Below are 17,017 nucleotides of genomic sequence, written 5' to 3' on the forward strand. Positions count from 1 at the left end.
GCCGGCCGCTGGCCGAGCCCTGTCCAGGTGCGCCCCTCCCGATGCCGTGCGCTCCGGATCCCCGGGATAGCCCCAAGACGAGGCCTTTCCCGGCTGACCAGCCGTTCCGGCGATGGCATGCGAACTGCTTAGGGATGATCAACGGATCATTGGATCCAATCGGAGTGGCGATGCTGCCCTATCCCCTGTCCCTGGACTCCAGCCGGCTGGCCGCCGCGCACGACGAGGCTTATGCGCACATCCTGAAGGCGCTGCGTCACGGCCGTTATCGCGCCGGCGAACGCCTGGTCCCCGAGACGATCGCCGCCGAGATCGGCACCAGCCGCATGCCGGTGCGGGAAGCCTTGCGCCGCCTCGCCGCGGAAGGCCTGGTGACCGTGCGCGCGAACCGCGGCGTGACCGTCAACGCGCTCAATGTCCGCGACATGCAGGAGGCCTTCGAGATGCGGGCCGTGCTCGAGGGGCTGGCGGCGCGCCTGGCGGTGCCGCGGCTGGCAGCAGCCGACATCCGCCGCCTCGAGCGTATGGTCGACGCCATGGAAGACCGCGAGGCGCCGGGCGCCGACTGGACCACTGCGCATCGCGCCTTCCATGAGGCCCTGTGCGCCTATGCCGAGAGCCCGCGCCTGCAGCGCCAGATCGAGAGCCTGCACGCGCTGGTCGAGCCGCACATGCGCCTGTGGGACGACATGGCCGACCGCCATGTCGGCACGCGTGAGCACCACGATCGCCTGCTCGAGGTCCTGCGTTCGGGCGAACCCGCCGCGGCGGAAGCGGCGATGCGCAGCCACGTGATGGACACCGTGCCCGACCTGCTGCGCCGCCTGGCCGCCGGTCCCTGACGCGCCGCGGCCCGCGGCGCCTTCCTCCACCCCTTTCCCCGTGTCCGCCGGATGCCAGGCCGGCATGGCGGAGCCTTGCCCGTCGACCACAGGAGTCATCCATGTCCCGTTCTCCCGTCCCGACCGATCACAAGGCCGCACTCGCGGCCGCGCTCTCCACCCAGTTCAGCCGCCGCCGCCTGTTGGCAGCCGCAGGCGCCGGGCTTCTGTCCGCCAGCGCGGCCGGCCTCGCGCAGGCCCAGGGCACGCCGAAGAAGGGCGGCACGCTCACGCTCGCCTGGGTCGAGGCGATCGACACGCTGGACCCGCACCTGACCTCGTCGGCGGGTGCGATCAAGGTCATCAACAACGTCTTCAACGGCCTGCTGAAGGTCTCCTACGACGGCAAGTCCGTCAGCTTCGAGCCCGACCTGGCCGAGAAGTGGGACATGCCCGACGAGAAGACGCACGTCTTCAAGTTGCGTCCCGGCGTCAAGTTCCACAACGGCGACGCCTGCGACGCCGAGGCCGTGAAGTGGAGCCTCGAGCGCGTGAAGTCACCGGCGCTGAAGTCGCCGCACGCCTGGAAGCTGGAACTGCTGGAGCACATCGACGTCGTCGACCCGCTGACCGTGCGCCTGCGTTTCAGGAAACCCTTTGCCTTCCTGCCGGTGGCGCTCACCGGCAGCACCGGGCGCGCCGGCACCATCGTCAACCGCCGCGCGGTCGAGGCGGCGGGGGCGGGCTTCGGCCGCGCACCGGTCGGCACCGGCCCCTTCAAGCTCGTCGGCTGGAAGGAGAACGACTCGATCGAGCTGCAGCGCAACCCCGCCTACTTCGAGCCCGGCAGGCCCCATCTCGACCGGGTGCTGATCAAGCTGATCAAGGAGCCGAGCGCGGCCGTGGCGGCGCTGATGTCCGGCCAGGTCGACGGCCTGTCGGTGTGCCCGTTCCAGTTCATCCCGCAACTGCGCAAGAACCCCTCGCTACAGGTGCTCGGCCAGGTCGAGGGCAACTACGCCTTCCTCGGCATGAACAACAAGCGCGCACCTTTCAACGACATCGCGCTGCGCCAGGCGGTGGCCTTCGCGATCGACCGCAGGGTCATCGTCCAGCAGAGCTACTTCGGCGAGGCGATCCCGGCCTACACCTGCATCTCGCCGCCGATGTCGCAGTTCTACGACCCGGGCATCGCCAAGAGCGGGCGCGGCCAGTTCCTCGACCTGGCCAAGGCCAAGGCCTTGCGTGCGAAGGCCAAGGTCCAGGGCGAGATCAACCCGGTCTACATCGTCACCGAGGGCTTCACCGGCTCGGGCGGCCTGGGTACGCGCAACGCCCAGCTGATCGCGCCGATGCTCGCGCAGATCGGCATCAAGCCGAAGATCGAGCTGGTCGACCGGGCGATCTGGCTGCAGCGCCGCAACGCCGGCGACTTCGACCTGTACGACGAGGCCTGGGTCGCGGACCTGGACCCGGACGAGACGATCACGCCCGAGTGGTCGACCGGCAAGCCCTGGAACTTCGTCGGCTACCGCAACCCGAAGTTCGACGAGGCGGTGAAGGCCGCGGCCGAGACCACCGACGTCGCCAGGCGGCGCCGGCTCTACATCGAGGCCGAGGACGTGCTGATGGCCGACGCGCCGCTGGCGGTGCTGGCGCACATGAAGGTCTTCAAGATCCTCAGCCGCAAGGTCCGCGGCTTCGAGTACGTGCCGGCGGATCTGCTGAACCTGCACGACGTCTGGCTGGCCTGAGGACGCGGCGATGGCAACCCGCTGGTGGCGTGCACTGGGCACGCTGGCACAGACCGCGGTGGTGCTGGTCGTCGTCTCGGGGATCAGCTTCGCGTTCCTGAAGCTGTCCCCGGGCGACCCGGTGGCGCTGCTGCTCGGCTCCGACTACTCGCGCGAGGCCTACGACCAGCTGTTCCGCCAGCTGGGGCTGGACCGGCCCTGGACGGTCCAGTACCTCGACTGGCTGGCGCGCTTCGCCCGCGGCGACTGGGGCACCAGCTACGTCAGCAGGCAGGACATCTTCGAGCTGGCGGTGCAGCAGGCGCTGCCGGTCACGCTGACACTGGCGGCGCTGTCGCTGGCGGTGGCGCTGGCCGTCGGCATCCCGCTGGGCGTGCTGGCCGCGGTGCGGCGCAACAGCTGGATCGACCTGGCCGCCAGCGCCATCGCCATCGGCGGCAACGCCTTTCCCAGCTTCTACCTGGGCGTGGTGCTGATCTGGCTCTTCAGCGTCGCGTTCAACTGGTTCCCCGCCATGGGCTACGTCTCGCCCTGGGACGACCCGCTGACCGGGCTGTGGCATCTGTGCCTGCCGGCGCTGACCCTGGGCGCTTGGTACGTGGGCCTGATCGCCACCGTGACGCGCGCCAGCCTGCTGGAGGTGCTGGCCCAGCCGTACATGGCCGCGGCGCGTGCGCGCGGCGAACCCGAGTGGCGCGTGATCTGGGTTCACGGCATGCGCAACGTCGCGATGCCGCTGGTCACCGTCATCGGCCTGCAGCTCGGCGGCATGCTGCGCGGCGCGGTGATGACCGAGGTCGTGTTCACGCTGCCGGGCCTGGGAATGATGATCACCGGCGCCGTGCAGACACGCGAGTACCTCGTCGTGCAGGCCGGGATCATGATCACCGCGTTGTTGTTCATCGGCGTGAACTTCGTGGTGGACCGTACCTACACGCTGCTCGACCCGAGGTTGCGCAAGGCATGAACGCCGAAGTCCTTTCTCCTGCCGGCGCCTTGCCGCCGGCCCGTCGCATCGCGCGCAGCGCCGCACGCGGCTGGCGCCGTCTGCGCGCCCAGCACAAGGCCATGGCCGGCGGCGCGATCGTGCTGGTCTTCGCGCTGGCGGCGCTGTTCGCGCCCTGGCTCGCGCCCTACGCCCCGACCGAACAGAACTTTATCGACGCGATGCAGGCGCCGAGCTGGGCCCATCCGCTGGGCACCGACTCGTTCGGCCAGGACATCCTGTCGCGCACCCTGTACGGGGCGCGGTCGGCGCTGTGGATCGGCTTCGGCTCGGTCGCCCTGGGCCTGCTGGCCGGCGTGACGATCGGCCTGATCGCCGGGCTGCGCGGCGGGCGCGTCGAATGGGCCCTGATGCGCCTGACCGACGGCCTGCTCGCCTTCCCGGAACTCATCATGGCGATGGCCTTCATGGCCGTTCTCGGCCTGGGCCTGGGCAACGTCGTGCTGGCACTGGCGTTGTCCTTCGTCGGGCCCTTCGCACGCACCGTGCGCGCCGACGTGCTGCAGGTGAAGGCCCGCCCCTTCATCGAGGCCGCGCGCCTGATGGGCGTGCCCGAGCGCGAGGTCATCCTGCGCCACGTGCTGCCGAACGTGGCCGCGCCGATCCTGATCCAGGCCGGCATGCGCACCTCGATCGCGATCCTGCTCGCCTCGGGGCTGTCCTTTCTCGGCCTCGGTGTCGTGCCGCCGACGCCCGACTGGGGCCTGATGATCGCCGAGGGCCGCGGCTTCGTCTCGATGGCGCCGTGGATGTCGGGCATGCCGGGGCTGGCGCTGGCGCTGCTGCTGGTCGGGCTGAACCTGCTGGCCGAGGGACTGCGCGACGCGCTGGACCCGCGCGCCAGCCATGGAGGACAGGCATGAACGCCGTGCTGACGCCCCGGGCCGGCGCCCGGGAATCGAACGACACGCAGCCCTGGCCGATGCTGGAGCTGGAGCGCTTCACGCTGCGCCGCCGCGGCGTGGCGGTGCTCGACGAGGTGTCGCTGACGCTGGCAGCGGGGCAGACGCTGGCCCTGATCGGCGAGTCGGGGGCCGGCAAGTCCACGCTCGCCTACGCGGCGATGGGCCTGGTGCGTCCGCCCGAGGTCGTGTTCGAAGGCCGGCTGGCAGTCGGCGACTGCGACGTCGGCGAGGCGAGCGAGAAGACGCTGCGCACGCTGCGCGGCAGCCGCATCGGCATGATCTTCCAGGACGCGTCGGCGGCGCTGAACCCGTGCTTCACCGTGCTGCAGCACCTGTCGGAGCCGCTGCGCCGCCACCGCGGCCTGCGCGGCGCCGACTGCCGCCGGCGTGCCGTCGAGCTGCTGGCTCAGGTCGGCATCGGCGACCCGGCCGGCCGCCTGTCGGCCTACCCGCACGAGCTGTCCGGCGGCATGCAGCAGCGTGTGATGATCGCGATCGCGCTGGCCTGCGAGCCGCGGCTGCTGATCGCCGACGAGCCGACGAGCGCGCTCGACGTCACCATCCAGGCGCAGATCATGGCGCTGATCCTCGAGCGCGTGCGCGCGCTCGGGGCCTCGGCGGTGTTCGTGCTGCACGACCTCGCGCTGGCGACCCAGGTCGCCGACCGCGTGGCGGTGATGTACGCCGGCCAGATCGTCGAGGAAGGGCCGGTGCGCGAGGTGCTCGGCCGCCCGCGCCATCCTTACACCCGCGGGCTGCGCGCCAGCGCGATCGAGTTCGGCGCCGAGCGCCTGGCGCCGATCGCCGGCGTCGTGCCGCCGCTGTCGGCGATGCCTGCAGGCTGCCGCTTCGCGCCGCGCTGCGGGCGTGCCAGCGCGCAGTGCTCGCAGCGTCCGCAACCCCTCTCGATCGGCGGCGTGCGCGTCGCCTGCTGGCACCCATGAACGACGCCCCTCGCCAAGCGGCCGCCCCGGCGCGGCCATTGTTCACGCTGCTCGACGTCGAGAAGCGCTTCCTGCTCGACGGTGGACGCCGCGAGCTGCGTGCGCTCGACGGCATCCGCCTGACGCTGGGCGCCGGCGAATCGCTGGCGCTGGTCGGCGAGAGCGGCTCCGGCAAATCGACGCTGGTGCGCGTGATGCTGGGGCTCGAGCCGGCCAGCAACGGCCGCGTGCTGTTCGGCAGCGGCGCACCGGGCGGCAGCACGCGCGAGGAGCGCCGCCGCTTCGCGCGCGAAGTCGCCTACATCTACCAGGACGCGCGCGGTTCGCTCGACCCGCGCATGAGCGTCGCCGAGCTGCTCGCCGAGCCGATCCGGCTGCACGCGCTGCGTGCCGCGGCCGAGATCCCCGGGCGGGTGGACGAGCTGATCGCGCGCGTGGGCCTGCCGGCCGACATGCGCGGCAAGGTGCCAGCCGAGCTGTCCGGCGGGCAGGTGCGGCGCGTCGCGGTGGCGCGCGCGCTGGCGGGCGAGCCGCGTGTCGTCGTTGCCGACGAGTCGGTCGCGGGGCTGGACGTCTCGGTGCAGGCGCAGCTGCTCAACCTGCTGCGCGACCTGCAGCGCGAGCAGGGCCTGGCGATGGTGTTCGTCACCCACGACCTGGGCGTCGCGGCCTATCTGTGCGAGCGCGTGGCGGTGATGTACCTGGGCCGCATCGTCGAGATGGGGCCGACGCACGAGGTGCTCGCGCAGCCGCTGCACCCCTATACGCGCGGCCTGATGCAGGCTTTCCCGCGTTTCGACGCGCCGCTGACGGTGAGCCTGGCCGGCGAGATCCCGAGCGCCGCCGCGCTGCCCGCGGGCTGCCGCTTCCGTTCGCGCTGCGAGCGCGCGCAGCCCGACTGCGCCGATACCGACCCGGTGCAGCGGCGCCTGACGTCCAACCGGCAGGTCGCCTGCCTGCATCCGCTGGAGAACTGATTTGGATTCCTTGATCGCGGGGCACTCGCTGCCCTGGCTGCTCGCGCTCGGCGCGGCACTGCTGGCCACCGGTCTGCTGGCGGGGCTGCTGGCCGGCCTGCTCGGCGTCGGCGGCGGCATCGTCATCGTGCCGGTGCTGTTCCACCTGTTCACGCTGCTCGAAGTCGATCCGTCGGTGCGTATGCACGTGGCCGTCGGCACCTCGCTGGCGACCATCATCCCGACCTCGATCACCTCGGCGCTGGCGCACCGGCGGCGCGGCAACCTCTCGCCCCAGCTGCTGCGCCCGCTGCTGCCCTGGGTGGTGCTGGGCGTGGTGCTGGGCAACGTCGCCAGCGTCTGGCTCGACGGCCGCGTGCTGACCACGGTGTTCGCGGCGATCGCGGTCCTGGTCGCCGCCAACATGGCGCTGGCGCGTGAGGGCTTCGCGGTCGGCGACGGGCTGCCGGGCGTGCCCGGCACCGCGCTGATCGGGGGCAGCATCGGCGGCGTCTCGACGCTGATGGGCATCGGCGGCGGCACGCTCAGCGTGCCGGTGCTCGCGGCGCTGCGCACGCCGATGCACACCGCGGTCGGCACCGGCGCGATGCTCGGCACCGTGATCAGCATCCCGGGCGCGATCGGCTTCGCGCTCAGCGGCATCGGCGTGCCGCTGCGGCCTCCGGGAAGCCTGGGCTACGTCAACCTGCTGGGCTTCGCCCTCATCGTCCCGGCCACGATGCTGACGGCCGGGCTGGGTGCGCGGCTGGCCTCGCGCATCGACGCGCGCCGGCTGCGGCGCCTGTTCGCGCTGTTCCTGGCCCTGACCGCCGCGCGCATGGCCTGGAGCCTGGCCTGAGCCGGCGACCACCAGACCACAGGAGACTCTTGCGATGCTTCACACCCTGAGTTCGACCGGCGGCATGGTCGTCGCGCCGCATCATCTGGCCGCCCAGGCCGGGCGCGACGTCCTGCGCGACGGCGGCAACGCCGTGCAGGCGATGGTGGCCGCCGCGGCGGCCGTGGCCGTCGTCTATCCGCACATGAACGGCATCGGTGGCGACGGCTTCTGGCTGATCCACGAGCCGGGGCGCGAACCCGTGGCGATCGACGCCTGCGGCCCGGCCGGGGCGCTGGCGACGCGCGAGCGCTACGCGGGCCAGGCGGGCATCCCGGCTCGCGGCGCCGGTGCCGCGCTCACCGTGGCGGGCACCGTCGGCGGCTGGGCCGCGGCGCTGGAACACGCGGCGGCCTGGGGACCGGCGCTGCCGCTCGAGCGGCTGCTGGCCGATGCCGTGCGCCATGCGCGCGACGGCGTCGCCGTGACACGCAGCCAGAACCTGCTGACGAGCCAGAAGCTCGAGGAACTGCGTGCGGTGGCCGGCTTTGGCTCCGCCTTTCTCGTCGCCGGCGCAGCGCCGGCGACGGGCACGCGGCTGCGCCAGCCGGAACTGGCTGCGACGCTCGAGCACCTGGCACGCGCGGGGCTGGACGACTTCTATCGCGGCGCGCTCGGCGCCCGCATCGCGGCGGCGCTGGCGCAGGCCGGCAGCCCGGTGCTGGCTGCCGACCTGGAGGCCTACCGCGCGCGCGTCGTGGCGCCGCTGTCGGTCGGGTTGCGCGGCTGCCGCGTGTACAACCTGCCGCCGCCGACGCAGGGGCTGGCCTCGCTGATGATCCTCGGCCTGTTCGAGCGGCTGGGCGTGCAGCAGGGCGACGGCTTCGACCACGTTCACGGTCTGGTCGAGGCGACCAAGCAGGCATTCCTGGTGCGCGACCGTGTCGTCACCGACCCCAGCCGGCTCTGCGGCGACCCGGCGCGTTATCTCGCTCCGGATGAACTGCAGCGGCGGGCGGTGGAAATCGACGCCCGGCGCGCACGGCCGTGGCCGCACCCGGCGCGGCCCGGCGACACGATCTGGATGGGGGCGGTCGACCGCGAGGGCCGGGCCGTGAGCTTCATCCAGAGCGTGTACTGGGAGTTCGGCTCGGGGCTGGTGCTGCCGGGGACCGGCATCGTCTGGCAGAACCGGGGCTGCAGCTTCTCGCTGGACCCGCAGGCGCTGAACACGCTGGAGCCCGGGCGCAAGCCCTTCCACACCTTGAACCCTGCGCTGGCGCGCTTCGACGACGGCCGGGTGCTCGTCTACGGCACGATGGGCGGCGAAGGCCAGCCGCAGACGCAGGCGGCGGTCTTCACGCGCTACGCGCACTTCGCCCAGCCGCTGCAGCAGGCCGTCAGCGCCCCGCGCTGGCTGCTGGGCCGCACCTGGGGCGAGGCCAGCACGTCCTTGCGGCTGGAGAACCGCTTCGACCCGGCGCTGGTGCAGGCCCTGCGCGATGCTGGGCATCCGGTGGAGGTGCTGCCCGAGGCCTTCAGCGACACCATGGGGCATGCCGGAGCCGTGCTGCGGCGGCCCGACGGCATGATCGAGGGTGCCGCCGACCCGCGCAGCGACGGCATCGTGGCCGGGCTGTAGGCGGCGACGCCGCCGGCCCGCCGTCGCCGCCGCGCTCGCTCGGGTCCTCAGTTCGAGCCGCGGCGCGGGGCCTGATAACCCAGCAGATCCTCCGGCGTTGCCTTGTACGCGTGCAGCACGCCGGGGATCAGGTGGTAGCCGCTGAAGTCGTAACCCGCCGGCAGCGCGGCGCCGGCGCTGCCCTTGGCGTCGACCGTCAGGCAGTTCGCGAAGCTGCCGATGTCGCAGCGGATGCGCTCGATGCCGCCGCCGGTGAGCGCCCGGATGTAGACGTCGTGCTGCACGCTGGAGGCGTCCTGCGTCACCGAGTAGTCGTTGTCGGTGCCGGCCAGCACCAGATGCGAGCCGTCGGCCAGTTTCGGCCCGATGGCCAGCCCTTCCCACTTCTCCGGCGAGACGCCGCCCAGCGCCGCCAGCTCGGGCGAGGCCAGCGCGGTGGCGCCGGCCAGGTCCAGCCACGGCGTCGTCTGCTTGGTCACCGGCGTGAACACCGCGCCGGCCGCGTCCAGGTCGACGGTGCTGACGTCGGTGGCGCCGGTCAGGTCGATGCGGAAGACCTTCTTGTTGGCCGGCGACAGCTCGGCGTCGACGCCGATGCCGCGGTTGTTGCGCTCGAGCACGAGGAACTCATGGTCGTTGAGCGCCACCAGCGCCGAGATGCCGCGCCCTTGCGAGCTGCCTTCCATCTTGTACGCGTACTGGGCGACGGCGCGGCCGGTGAGCGCGTCGAAACGAACGATGCGGTTGTAGACGCCGTCGCCGGCGCCTTCGTCGAGCATCGCGCTCTGCAGCATCGCGAACACCCAGCGGCCGTTCGGCGACACCGCCAGGCCCTCGAAGCCGCGGTTGTTGCGTTTGCCGGCGTCGTTGCCGCTGTCGGACGCGTAGTTGGCCGTGCCGCTGGCCGCTTCACGCGGCACGACGTTGGCCGGGGTGGTGTAGCGGCGCAGCAGCTGGCCCTTGCGCGTGAAGGCCACGAGCGACGGGCCGTACTCGTCGGACACGAGCAGATGGCCGTTGGCCGGGTTGACGACGATGCCCTCGGGGTCGAAGGCCAGGCCCAGCGGCTCGCGCTGGCCCGGCGCGAAGCCGTCCAGGCTCTGCCCGCCCTTGCGGAAGATGAGCGTCTGCAGCACCTGGAAGTTGGAGATCGCGCCGGTGTTGCGGTCGACGTCGAGCGAGAAGCGCTGCACGCGGGTCTCGTAGTGCATCGTGCCGCCGCCGGGGCCGCGGTCGGACAGCGCCCACCACTCGTTGCGCGCCGCGTCGTAGTAGATGTCGGAGAAGAAGCCCAGCCGCCCGTCGTTGACGGAGGTACCGCCGGAGGCGTCGACGCTGCTGCCGTCGATCGCGAGGGCGTTGACGAAGGTCGGTGTCGCGCCGGCGGAGAAGGACCAGGCGGCGGCGAGCAGGGCGGTCAGGGTGCGCAGAGTCATGGTGGCGTGCGGTGTTCGAGGAGGACGCCGCACGCTAGGCCGCGCTCGTGACAGGTCCGCGTCAGCGCGCGGGCGGCCCCCTGAACGTGGGTCTCCTGCGGGCGGGGCGTCGGCTGCGGCGTGGTTGCGCGGCCCGCTTGCCGGCCGTTGGCCGCAAGCCGGCAAACGCGCGCTGAATACCTACTCGATGTTTTGCACCTGCTTTGCGAGATGGCTCGCAGGTGCTTGTCAGCGTTCAGGTTTTCGGTGCGGTGACCGCCGAACCACACAGCCGCCCACTCGAAATTTCGCGGTGGAACATCGATCTAATGCGGCTTTCGCGGGGGCAGTTTAGCGGAGGCTGGCGCGCCCGGCCGGCCGTGACCGGCTGGCTGGGGCGATCACAACGCGTCCGGCCAACGGCCGGAATGGCCTAACGCACGGAGTACGGTGCCCCGTACGATGATGTTAGACGCGGCAACGGTCTTCGCTGCGCCCACCGCCTCTTTAACACGGCAGGTGTCGCCCACTCGAACCCAGCGCTGCCCATGCAGAACATCAGACTCGCCGCTGCGCGACGCGCGCCGTTGTCAGGCCGTCGTAACAGCAAGTTGAAACTCAAGCCTGCCGGCGATACCACAGGAAGCAAGCCTCTGGCTGCTACGCAATGGGGCCGAAGTTCGCCTGCTCTTCTAGGTATGGCGCGTCATGGGCGGCCATGGTCAAAGCCGCGTGGATCAACTCTGTGATCGCGCCGATCTGGCTCGTCGAACCGCCAGGTGCCAGGTCGAACGTTCCCACGCTGGGGACTCGGTGTTCAGATCCGCCGCCCAGGGCCGATGGATGGCGGACGAAAAGGTTGGGGCTTGGGTCTCTTGTTCGACCGCCGATAGCGTCGCCAGGAAACAGCACATAGGCCCCACGCGTGCCCAAGATGCCATCGCGGTAGGTGTGCATCTTGTATAGATCGCCCTGCTTGTGCACGCGGGCAAGCTCGATTTCATAGGCGTCCGCGTCGACGTCGGCGTCGGCGTCGGCGTCGGCGTCGGCGTCGGCCTCAGGCGCCGCCAACTCGCCCGTGGTATCCACGTCTTCTTCGGCTTCAAAGAGCGCCTCCGCCTGCTTCCGCTCCAAACGGTATTTCGCGTCGAAGTGCAGCCAGTGCTTCGCTGAGGGATGCGAGGCGGGCGAGATCACGATGCTGAAGTCGGGATCGAACGAGGCAGTGTAGCTTCCGCTCCAATCACTCTTCGGATGCTTGGAGCGCGTGAAGCGTCGGTTATAAAACAGGGACACCGCGATCCGGTTGCCGCTGGGCGAGACGAACTGGAATCGGCATTCGCTACGCCGACCCTTCGCCAGCTCAATCCGCAGACCGTCCTTCGACAACGAGATGAAGTTGCCGCCGTCCACCTCGCTGCATAGCCCTATGAGCGCCTCCCGTAGCGTGAAGAAGCACCAGTACTCGTAGATCTGGTTGACGGGGCGGATGTCGCCGATCAAGCCGTCGGCCAACTCCGCGCCTTGGCGCCAGGCCAGCGACAAGCTCATCCGAAGCAACATGTCGAATCGGAGGATTTCTTTGTAGCCGCGTTTGCGAAGCAGGGCCTGGGAGTTGGCTGGGATGTGACCCAGCGGGCCGACGCCGCTCCACATGCTGTGCTGCAAGGCCTCATCGAGTGCCAGGGCCCAAGCCTTGGCTTCACGCTGCGAGGCGCGCCGGCCTCGCGCGCTCATACGAGCCTCGAGTTGGCGGGACAGCAGGGCGCAATGTTCCAGGAACGCTTTCGCGTAGCGATTCTCGGGCGTATCCAGCGTTTCGAACGAATGGCGTTGCGGCAGGGCCGTGGGCGTGTAGCCGCAGAATATTCGGCTGAGCGGGCCGCCTGCGATGATCTCGGATGGTTCGAAGCCGTCCGAAATGAGCTCCGCGTCAGCCTCTTCGATTTCGTCCATGCGGACAAACTCTCTCCGCTCCAGCAGCTTCGAGTGCGGCTGGGCCGCGATCTCGTCGATGGCCAGTGGCAGCTTGGAGCTGGACATGATGTGCCGCATCAGAAAGTGCAGCGCTGCATCGTTCTTGGCCAAGTTGCCAGAGGGGTCGAATGAAAGCGACACCGGGCTGTCCAACGAGAGCAAAAGTTCGGCGACCTTCTCCGCCAGGCTGTGGAGAAGCTCCTTGAATTCCTTGAAGTATTTCAGCTTGCGACATGCGACCTCAGCCGGCAGCGGTCGACCAATTTCGACGCCAAGGTCTATGACGCCAGCCTGCGAGCGCAGCCGCAGTTGTCCGGTGATGATGGTCGTCTTTCGGCCGTTGGCGGCCACCTCCTTCCACCGCCGCGAAGGATCACGCTTAAACACTTTCGCCAGCCGGTCGCCAAATGGCCAGTGTGGACCTACCTTTGCGCGCTCCACCGCTTCGTCCGCGGAGATCGGCAGGCTGACGTCAACAAAGTAGTCCGTGTCCTCGCGAAGTTGGAAACGCTCAAACAGATGTCCCGCTTCGCGCCAGCACATCGGCAGCATGGCGCCGGACGCGACAGTGGCGGTGTCGATCTCGATCTCGGCCGAGAGCATGTCGGGAGCGACCCAATCGACCACAGTCGCGCGGCCACGGCCAAGGGCTGCTTCAATGTCGATTGAGGCGCCGGAGCCAAGGTCGAACTTCGCTCGATGGAGCGGGACAAAGTCGGTCACTTCACGAAGGAAACGTGGTTTCGAGCGATCAGCCGCGCGTGCATGGCCAGCAGCTTCTCCCGGCATTGTTTGAACTGGGTGCCAGCGGGGATCGTGATCGCCTCGGCCTCTGCGATATCGACAGTTGCCTCAGCGCCGAGGGAATAGCGGGCGGGCGTCTCGCTTTTGCCATGCGCGCCGTCCAGGAACGCGGCTAGTGCCTTGAGGCTGTCACCGAGCGCAGAGCGGTTGCCGTGGATCTTTGGCAGCACCTTTTGGAAGATCGCTCGGTCCAACCCGTTGATCCACTCTGCCATCGCTGCGGCCGGATCCATCCCGGTCGCAAGCTGCGCCTTGGTCCAGACGTGCATATAGCCATGGACTTCCTTCACGACACGAAAGCCGAACTCGAAGCCGGTTGGGCCTAGCAGCTTGAAGCAGCCATCTAGCGTTTTCAATGTCAACTCTTTTGCCTTGGCCAGCTCGGCGGCATCGACGCCGTGCTTTGTGACCAGCAGGTCCAGGATGGCGGCGGGATTGGAACCCACGGCTTCATCTGACTCGCGATCATCGATCGCCTCTCGCAGAAGCTCATTTGCCACCGCCAAATCGATGGCGAGGCTTTCGCTGGAGCCGGCGACGTATTGGCTCGGGGTCAGCGCCTTGACTTCGAGAACGTGCGCGCGGTCGAGAACCTTCGGCGAGAACATGTGCGTTGTCTCGTCGATGTTAACTGTGCCAACGTAGAACAGGTTTGGCGGCAGTTTCAAGGATTGGCCGCTGGAGACCAGCAGCTTTGCCGACTCTGCCTCTACACTCGGCTTCGCCTCTGCGCCTTCTGTAGGTGGCTTGAGTTCGGCGTTGAGCAACTCGCTGATGACGGCCAGGGAATGGTCATCAATAATCGGAGCGTTCTCGCTGTCTACGAGGATGCTGGACGCCTCCATCAGCGACAGGAACGGAGCGAAGTAGCGCTCTACGTGTGAAAGGTTCATCTCGTCAAAAACGAGGAAATGCGGGATCTTGATGGAGTTGGGATGACAGGCCCGTAGGATGATCCGCAGTGTCTCCGTGATCTCGTAGCTTTCGTTGGTTTCCGAGCCGTCCTCTCGTTTACGCGTTTGACCAAATGGTGTACGGAAGCCAAGTAGCTTTTTGGGTGATGTCCAGTCAGGGCCAATGGCAACGAGTTGAAAGATCTGGCTATTGACCTGAGCAGCGTAAAGCTCTTGCAGGCTCTCGGCCAAGCGAAGCGTCGAACGGGACTTGCCGGTGCCAGAGGTGCCGGTGAGAATGACGAAGGGCTTCGCAGCCAAAGCAGCTACTAGGTCGAGCGAGCAGGATTTTCCAGTCACTGCAGTTGCGTCTTCCGTTGTTACAGGGGTGGCCAAGCCTTCGAGATAGTCTTCTGGACTCGCGGTTGCGGACTGGAGGTCCGAATCTGTAATTTCTCCTCCGCCTGCATCGAATAGTTCCGAGATTTCAGTCGGCGTGAAAGCAAATTCGGCAGTGAACTGTTCCTTCAGAAGCTCGAGTCTCCTGGTGGGATCGGTCTCGCCGCCAAACAAGGCATCGAGGTCGCGGCGGCGGAAGTTGACTATCGCCATGTCCCCGAGCAGCGGCTTAGGGTCATTGCCCGACCTCAGCAAAAGATCTGTCAGGCGTGCTTCATAGCCAGGTCGAAGGCTCGCCTTTCTAGGCTTGTCACTGGACAGATCGATGACTGTCTGCCATTTGATTGCGCCTATGGTGGAGTTTGTTCCGTTGGAAATGTGCTTGCCGAGTCGGAAGCCTTTTGTGTTGTCTCGGATGGAAAACACGTTGTAGAGCTGCTTTTCAGCTTTGGCATCGATCACGGCTTGCACGGCCGCCAGCTCGGTAGAAGCCTGGACGAAGGCCTGTTCGCTCTGGGCGATGGCCACGCTGGGCTGGCCTTTGATGGCCAAGGTCCTCTTGACTACGAGGAATTCCACGAGGGCCGGTTTGCCCCGGCTGTCCGCCAGTGCTTGGATGCTGGATTTGATGCGTTGGGCGGTCAGAAATCGTGGCATACCTCTCCTCGGGGGTTGTCGTGTTGTCAGTTGTCAGATTTCAGCCCATCGACCATTAGTTGGCAGAACTCTGGTTTCAGGTCGATGCCAATAGCGCGAAAGCCATGCCTACGAGCGAACTTCAAGCTTGTTCCGCTGCCTCCAAATGGATCTAGGACCACGCCGCTCTTGGGGGTTGTGGCAAAGACCGGAATGCGGACAAGCTCTTCGGAGAAGCGCGCCTTGTGCTTGTGTGATCTGCGGGCGGGCGCTATCTCCCATGTGTCAGAGGGTGGCAGCATGCTGCCGCTTTCGGAGGTCCGGCCGACGGCGTCCTTGTTGAAGTAATACCAACGCGATTTGACAAGGTGAAAAACGTATTCGTGCGACATCGAGCACCGGTCTCGAACTTGGTCCGGAATCGGGTTGGGTTTAACCCAAACGTTGTCGTTGCGGACAATCCAGCCGGCGTCCTGCATGGCGATGGCGAATCGATGTGGGATCAGGAGCAGTTGCTTGGGCTTGCAGAGCAGGCCGTCGCCGCTCCTGTCTTGAGGTCGAAGTCCGAAGCGCCGAGCACTCTGCTTGCTTTCGCCGCTGCGATGCTCGCCTTTGCCGCTCCAGTAGGTGTCGCCGAGGTTAACCCACAAGCTGCCGTTTTCCGCCAGCACAGGCTTGGCCGCCTCGAAGCAGGAGACCAAGTTCTCTATGAACTGCTTGGGGTGTTCTTCAAGGCCGATCTGGCCGTCCACGTCGTAGTCACGCTGCCCATAGAAGGGGGGCGACGTGACCATGCAATTTACGATAACGCCGGCCCTCGCGAGGTGCTCCATCGCCGTGCGTACATCCATGTTCAGAATGAGCACGTTGTCGTCCGCATAGAAGGCTACTTTGCGCAACTCAGCATTGCCGAAGGCCTCTGCTGAGGCTACTTGTGGGACGAGGGCGAGATTGGCCTTGGTTGGCGAATTGGCCTGCGTCTTCGGCGCGTTGGCTGGCGTTTTCTTGATCGCAGTGGCGCGAGCGCTGGTCTGTTTCGCGACGGTCATGTTCTTCGTGTCATATGGACCAGGCGCCTGAGCTGGAGGGCTCTGGCTTCGCCATGGTGTCAATGTCTTCGGTATTCAGTGCCTTGCTCGCCTTAGGCATCGCTCAGCCTTACGGGCGTGACGAATACGTCGTAAGGCCTAAGGGTCTCGGACGGGTCGATGTTCAAGAGAACCGTCAAAAGTGTCATCATTTCCGGCCGGGGGAGTCCGGCGCAGGCAACTAAGCGACCGCACGCGCTGCCGGGAAATGAGTTTTGCCGGGGGTAACCCCCTCTCCTACATCATAACGGGTGGTCTGACGGGGGCTGCTACGGTGCCGGGGTGGGTGATCGTTGTTGGGCTGGGCGTCACCTCTCCGGGCGGGGCCGGGCTGTTGCGCTTCGCGTCGAGCCACCGTGGTACCGGTGTCTCGCCCCTGCCGGGCTGCCATCCCTGACGCGAACACGGCCAGGCCGGCGTGGCATCCGGCGGAGATGAGGGGCAGCGGCCCTGTCCCGTGTCCGGGGAAAAGCGGGCCTGATTGCCCTCCCGCTGCGCGTGAGCGCGGCCCGCTCGACGAACTGACCGGCGCCGCGCAGCCCTGTCGGACGCTTCGCTCTGCGCGTCACCGGCCAGATCGTCGCCCCGGACACCCGCCACACCCGTCGCCGGGCCGCTGCTGAAGACCGAAGTCCAGCAGCCGAACAGCCGGGGAGCCAAGCAGCCAAGCAGCCAAGTGCAGACGCCCGCTCGCCCCGACTCGGCCGACGCGCCAGTCGCTTCGCTTGGTGTCACGCCGGCCGCGTAGCCGCCGGGGCTCGTGTCCATGGGCGGGCCCTTGGGCGGCGTCCGTCGCGCCAGGCTTTGCCTGTCACGCCTGTCGCTGTCGCCGGGCCCTCTGCCGAACTCCCGCGCGCTCGCCGGCTGCGACCCACCGCGCTCCCCCCACAAGCCCCCCATCTCCGGGCGAGGGGGACTTGTGGGGGGATCTTCAATGCG

The 17,017-nt window shown here is 68.0% G+C and carries 12 protein-coding genes; 8 read left to right on the top strand and 4 right to left on the bottom strand.

The genetic code is table 11. The features are described 5' to 3' along the window. Positions 1–170: 170 nt before the first annotated feature. The 8 genes from CKO43_RS20840 to CKO43_RS20875 all read left to right on the top strand — a co-directional run bounded on the left by CKO43_RS20840 (position 171) and on the right by CKO43_RS20875 (position 8,866). Positions 171–842: a GntR family transcriptional regulator gene (locus CKO43_RS20840; RefSeq protein WP_200229555.1), complete on the top strand. Its 672-nt coding sequence runs from the start codon at positions 171–173 to the stop codon at positions 840–842. 101 nt (positions 843–943) lie between these two features. Then, positions 944–2,575, top strand: coding sequence for an ABC transporter substrate-binding protein (locus CKO43_RS20845; RefSeq protein WP_200229557.1), 1,632 nt, complete (start codon positions 944–946; stop codon positions 2,573–2,575). A gap of 10 nt (positions 2,576–2,585) precedes the next feature. Further along, a complete protein-coding gene (locus CKO43_RS20850) occupies positions 2,586–3,542 on the top strand; it encodes an ABC transporter permease (protein ID WP_200229558.1) in 957 nt (318 codons plus the stop codon). Next, positions 3,539–4,444, top strand: coding sequence for an ABC transporter permease (locus tag CKO43_RS20855; protein WP_200379819.1), 906 nt, complete (start codon positions 3,539–3,541; stop codon positions 4,442–4,444). The genes CKO43_RS20850 and CKO43_RS20855 overlap by 4 nt, the downstream gene beginning before the upstream one ends. Next, positions 4,441–5,430: an ABC transporter ATP-binding protein gene (locus CKO43_RS20860; RefSeq protein ID WP_200379820.1), complete on the top strand. Its 990-nt coding sequence runs from the start codon at positions 4,441–4,443 to the stop codon at positions 5,428–5,430. Before CKO43_RS20855 ends, CKO43_RS20860 begins: the two co-directional genes overlap by 4 nt. Further along, positions 5,427–6,407, top strand: coding sequence for an ABC transporter ATP-binding protein (locus CKO43_RS20865; protein ID WP_200379821.1), 981 nt, complete (start codon positions 5,427–5,429; stop codon positions 6,405–6,407). Before CKO43_RS20860 ends, CKO43_RS20865 begins: the two co-directional genes overlap by 4 nt. Position 6,408: 1 nt before the next feature. Continuing rightward, positions 6,409–7,245: a sulfite exporter TauE/SafE family protein gene (locus CKO43_RS20870; RefSeq protein ID WP_242477990.1), complete on the top strand. Its 837-nt coding sequence runs from the start codon at positions 6,409–6,411 to the stop codon at positions 7,243–7,245. A gap of 34 nt (positions 7,246–7,279) precedes the next feature. Next, the gene (locus CKO43_RS20875; RefSeq protein WP_200229562.1) at positions 7,280–8,866 is read left to right on the top strand and encodes a gamma-glutamyltransferase family protein; all 1,587 of its coding nucleotides are present in this window, start codon (positions 7,280–7,282) and stop codon (positions 8,864–8,866) included. 47 nt (positions 8,867–8,913) lie between these two features. Here CKO43_RS20875 and CKO43_RS20880 read toward each other — a convergent pair whose 3' ends face one another. From CKO43_RS20880 to CKO43_RS20895, 4 genes are all read right to left on the bottom strand, one after another. Next, entirely contained in the window at positions 8,914–10,302 is a 1,389-nt protein-coding gene (locus CKO43_RS20880) for an esterase-like activity of phytase family protein (protein ID WP_200379822.1), read from the bottom strand. Between the two features lie 639 nt (positions 10,303–10,941). Further along, on the bottom strand, positions 10,942–12,981 hold the full coding sequence (locus CKO43_RS20885; protein WP_200379823.1) for a DUF2357 domain-containing protein: 2,040 nt from the start codon (positions 12,979–12,981) through the stop codon (positions 10,942–10,944). Then, a complete protein-coding gene (locus CKO43_RS20890; protein ID WP_200379824.1) occupies positions 12,978–15,011 on the bottom strand; it encodes an McrB family protein in 2,034 nt (677 codons plus the stop codon). The genes CKO43_RS20885 and CKO43_RS20890 overlap by 4 nt, the downstream gene beginning before the upstream one ends. A gap of 26 nt (positions 15,012–15,037) precedes the next feature. Beyond that, positions 15,038–16,039: a DNA-methyltransferase gene (locus CKO43_RS20895; RefSeq protein ID WP_200379825.1), complete on the bottom strand. Its 1,002-nt coding sequence runs from the start codon at positions 16,037–16,039 to the stop codon at positions 15,038–15,040. Between the last annotated feature and the right edge of the window lie 978 nt (positions 16,040–17,017).

It is taken from the genome of Rubrivivax gelatinosus (assembly GCF_016583785.1).
Classification (GTDB): domain Bacteria; phylum Pseudomonadota; class Gammaproteobacteria; order Burkholderiales; family Burkholderiaceae_C; genus Rubrivivax; species Rubrivivax gelatinosus_B.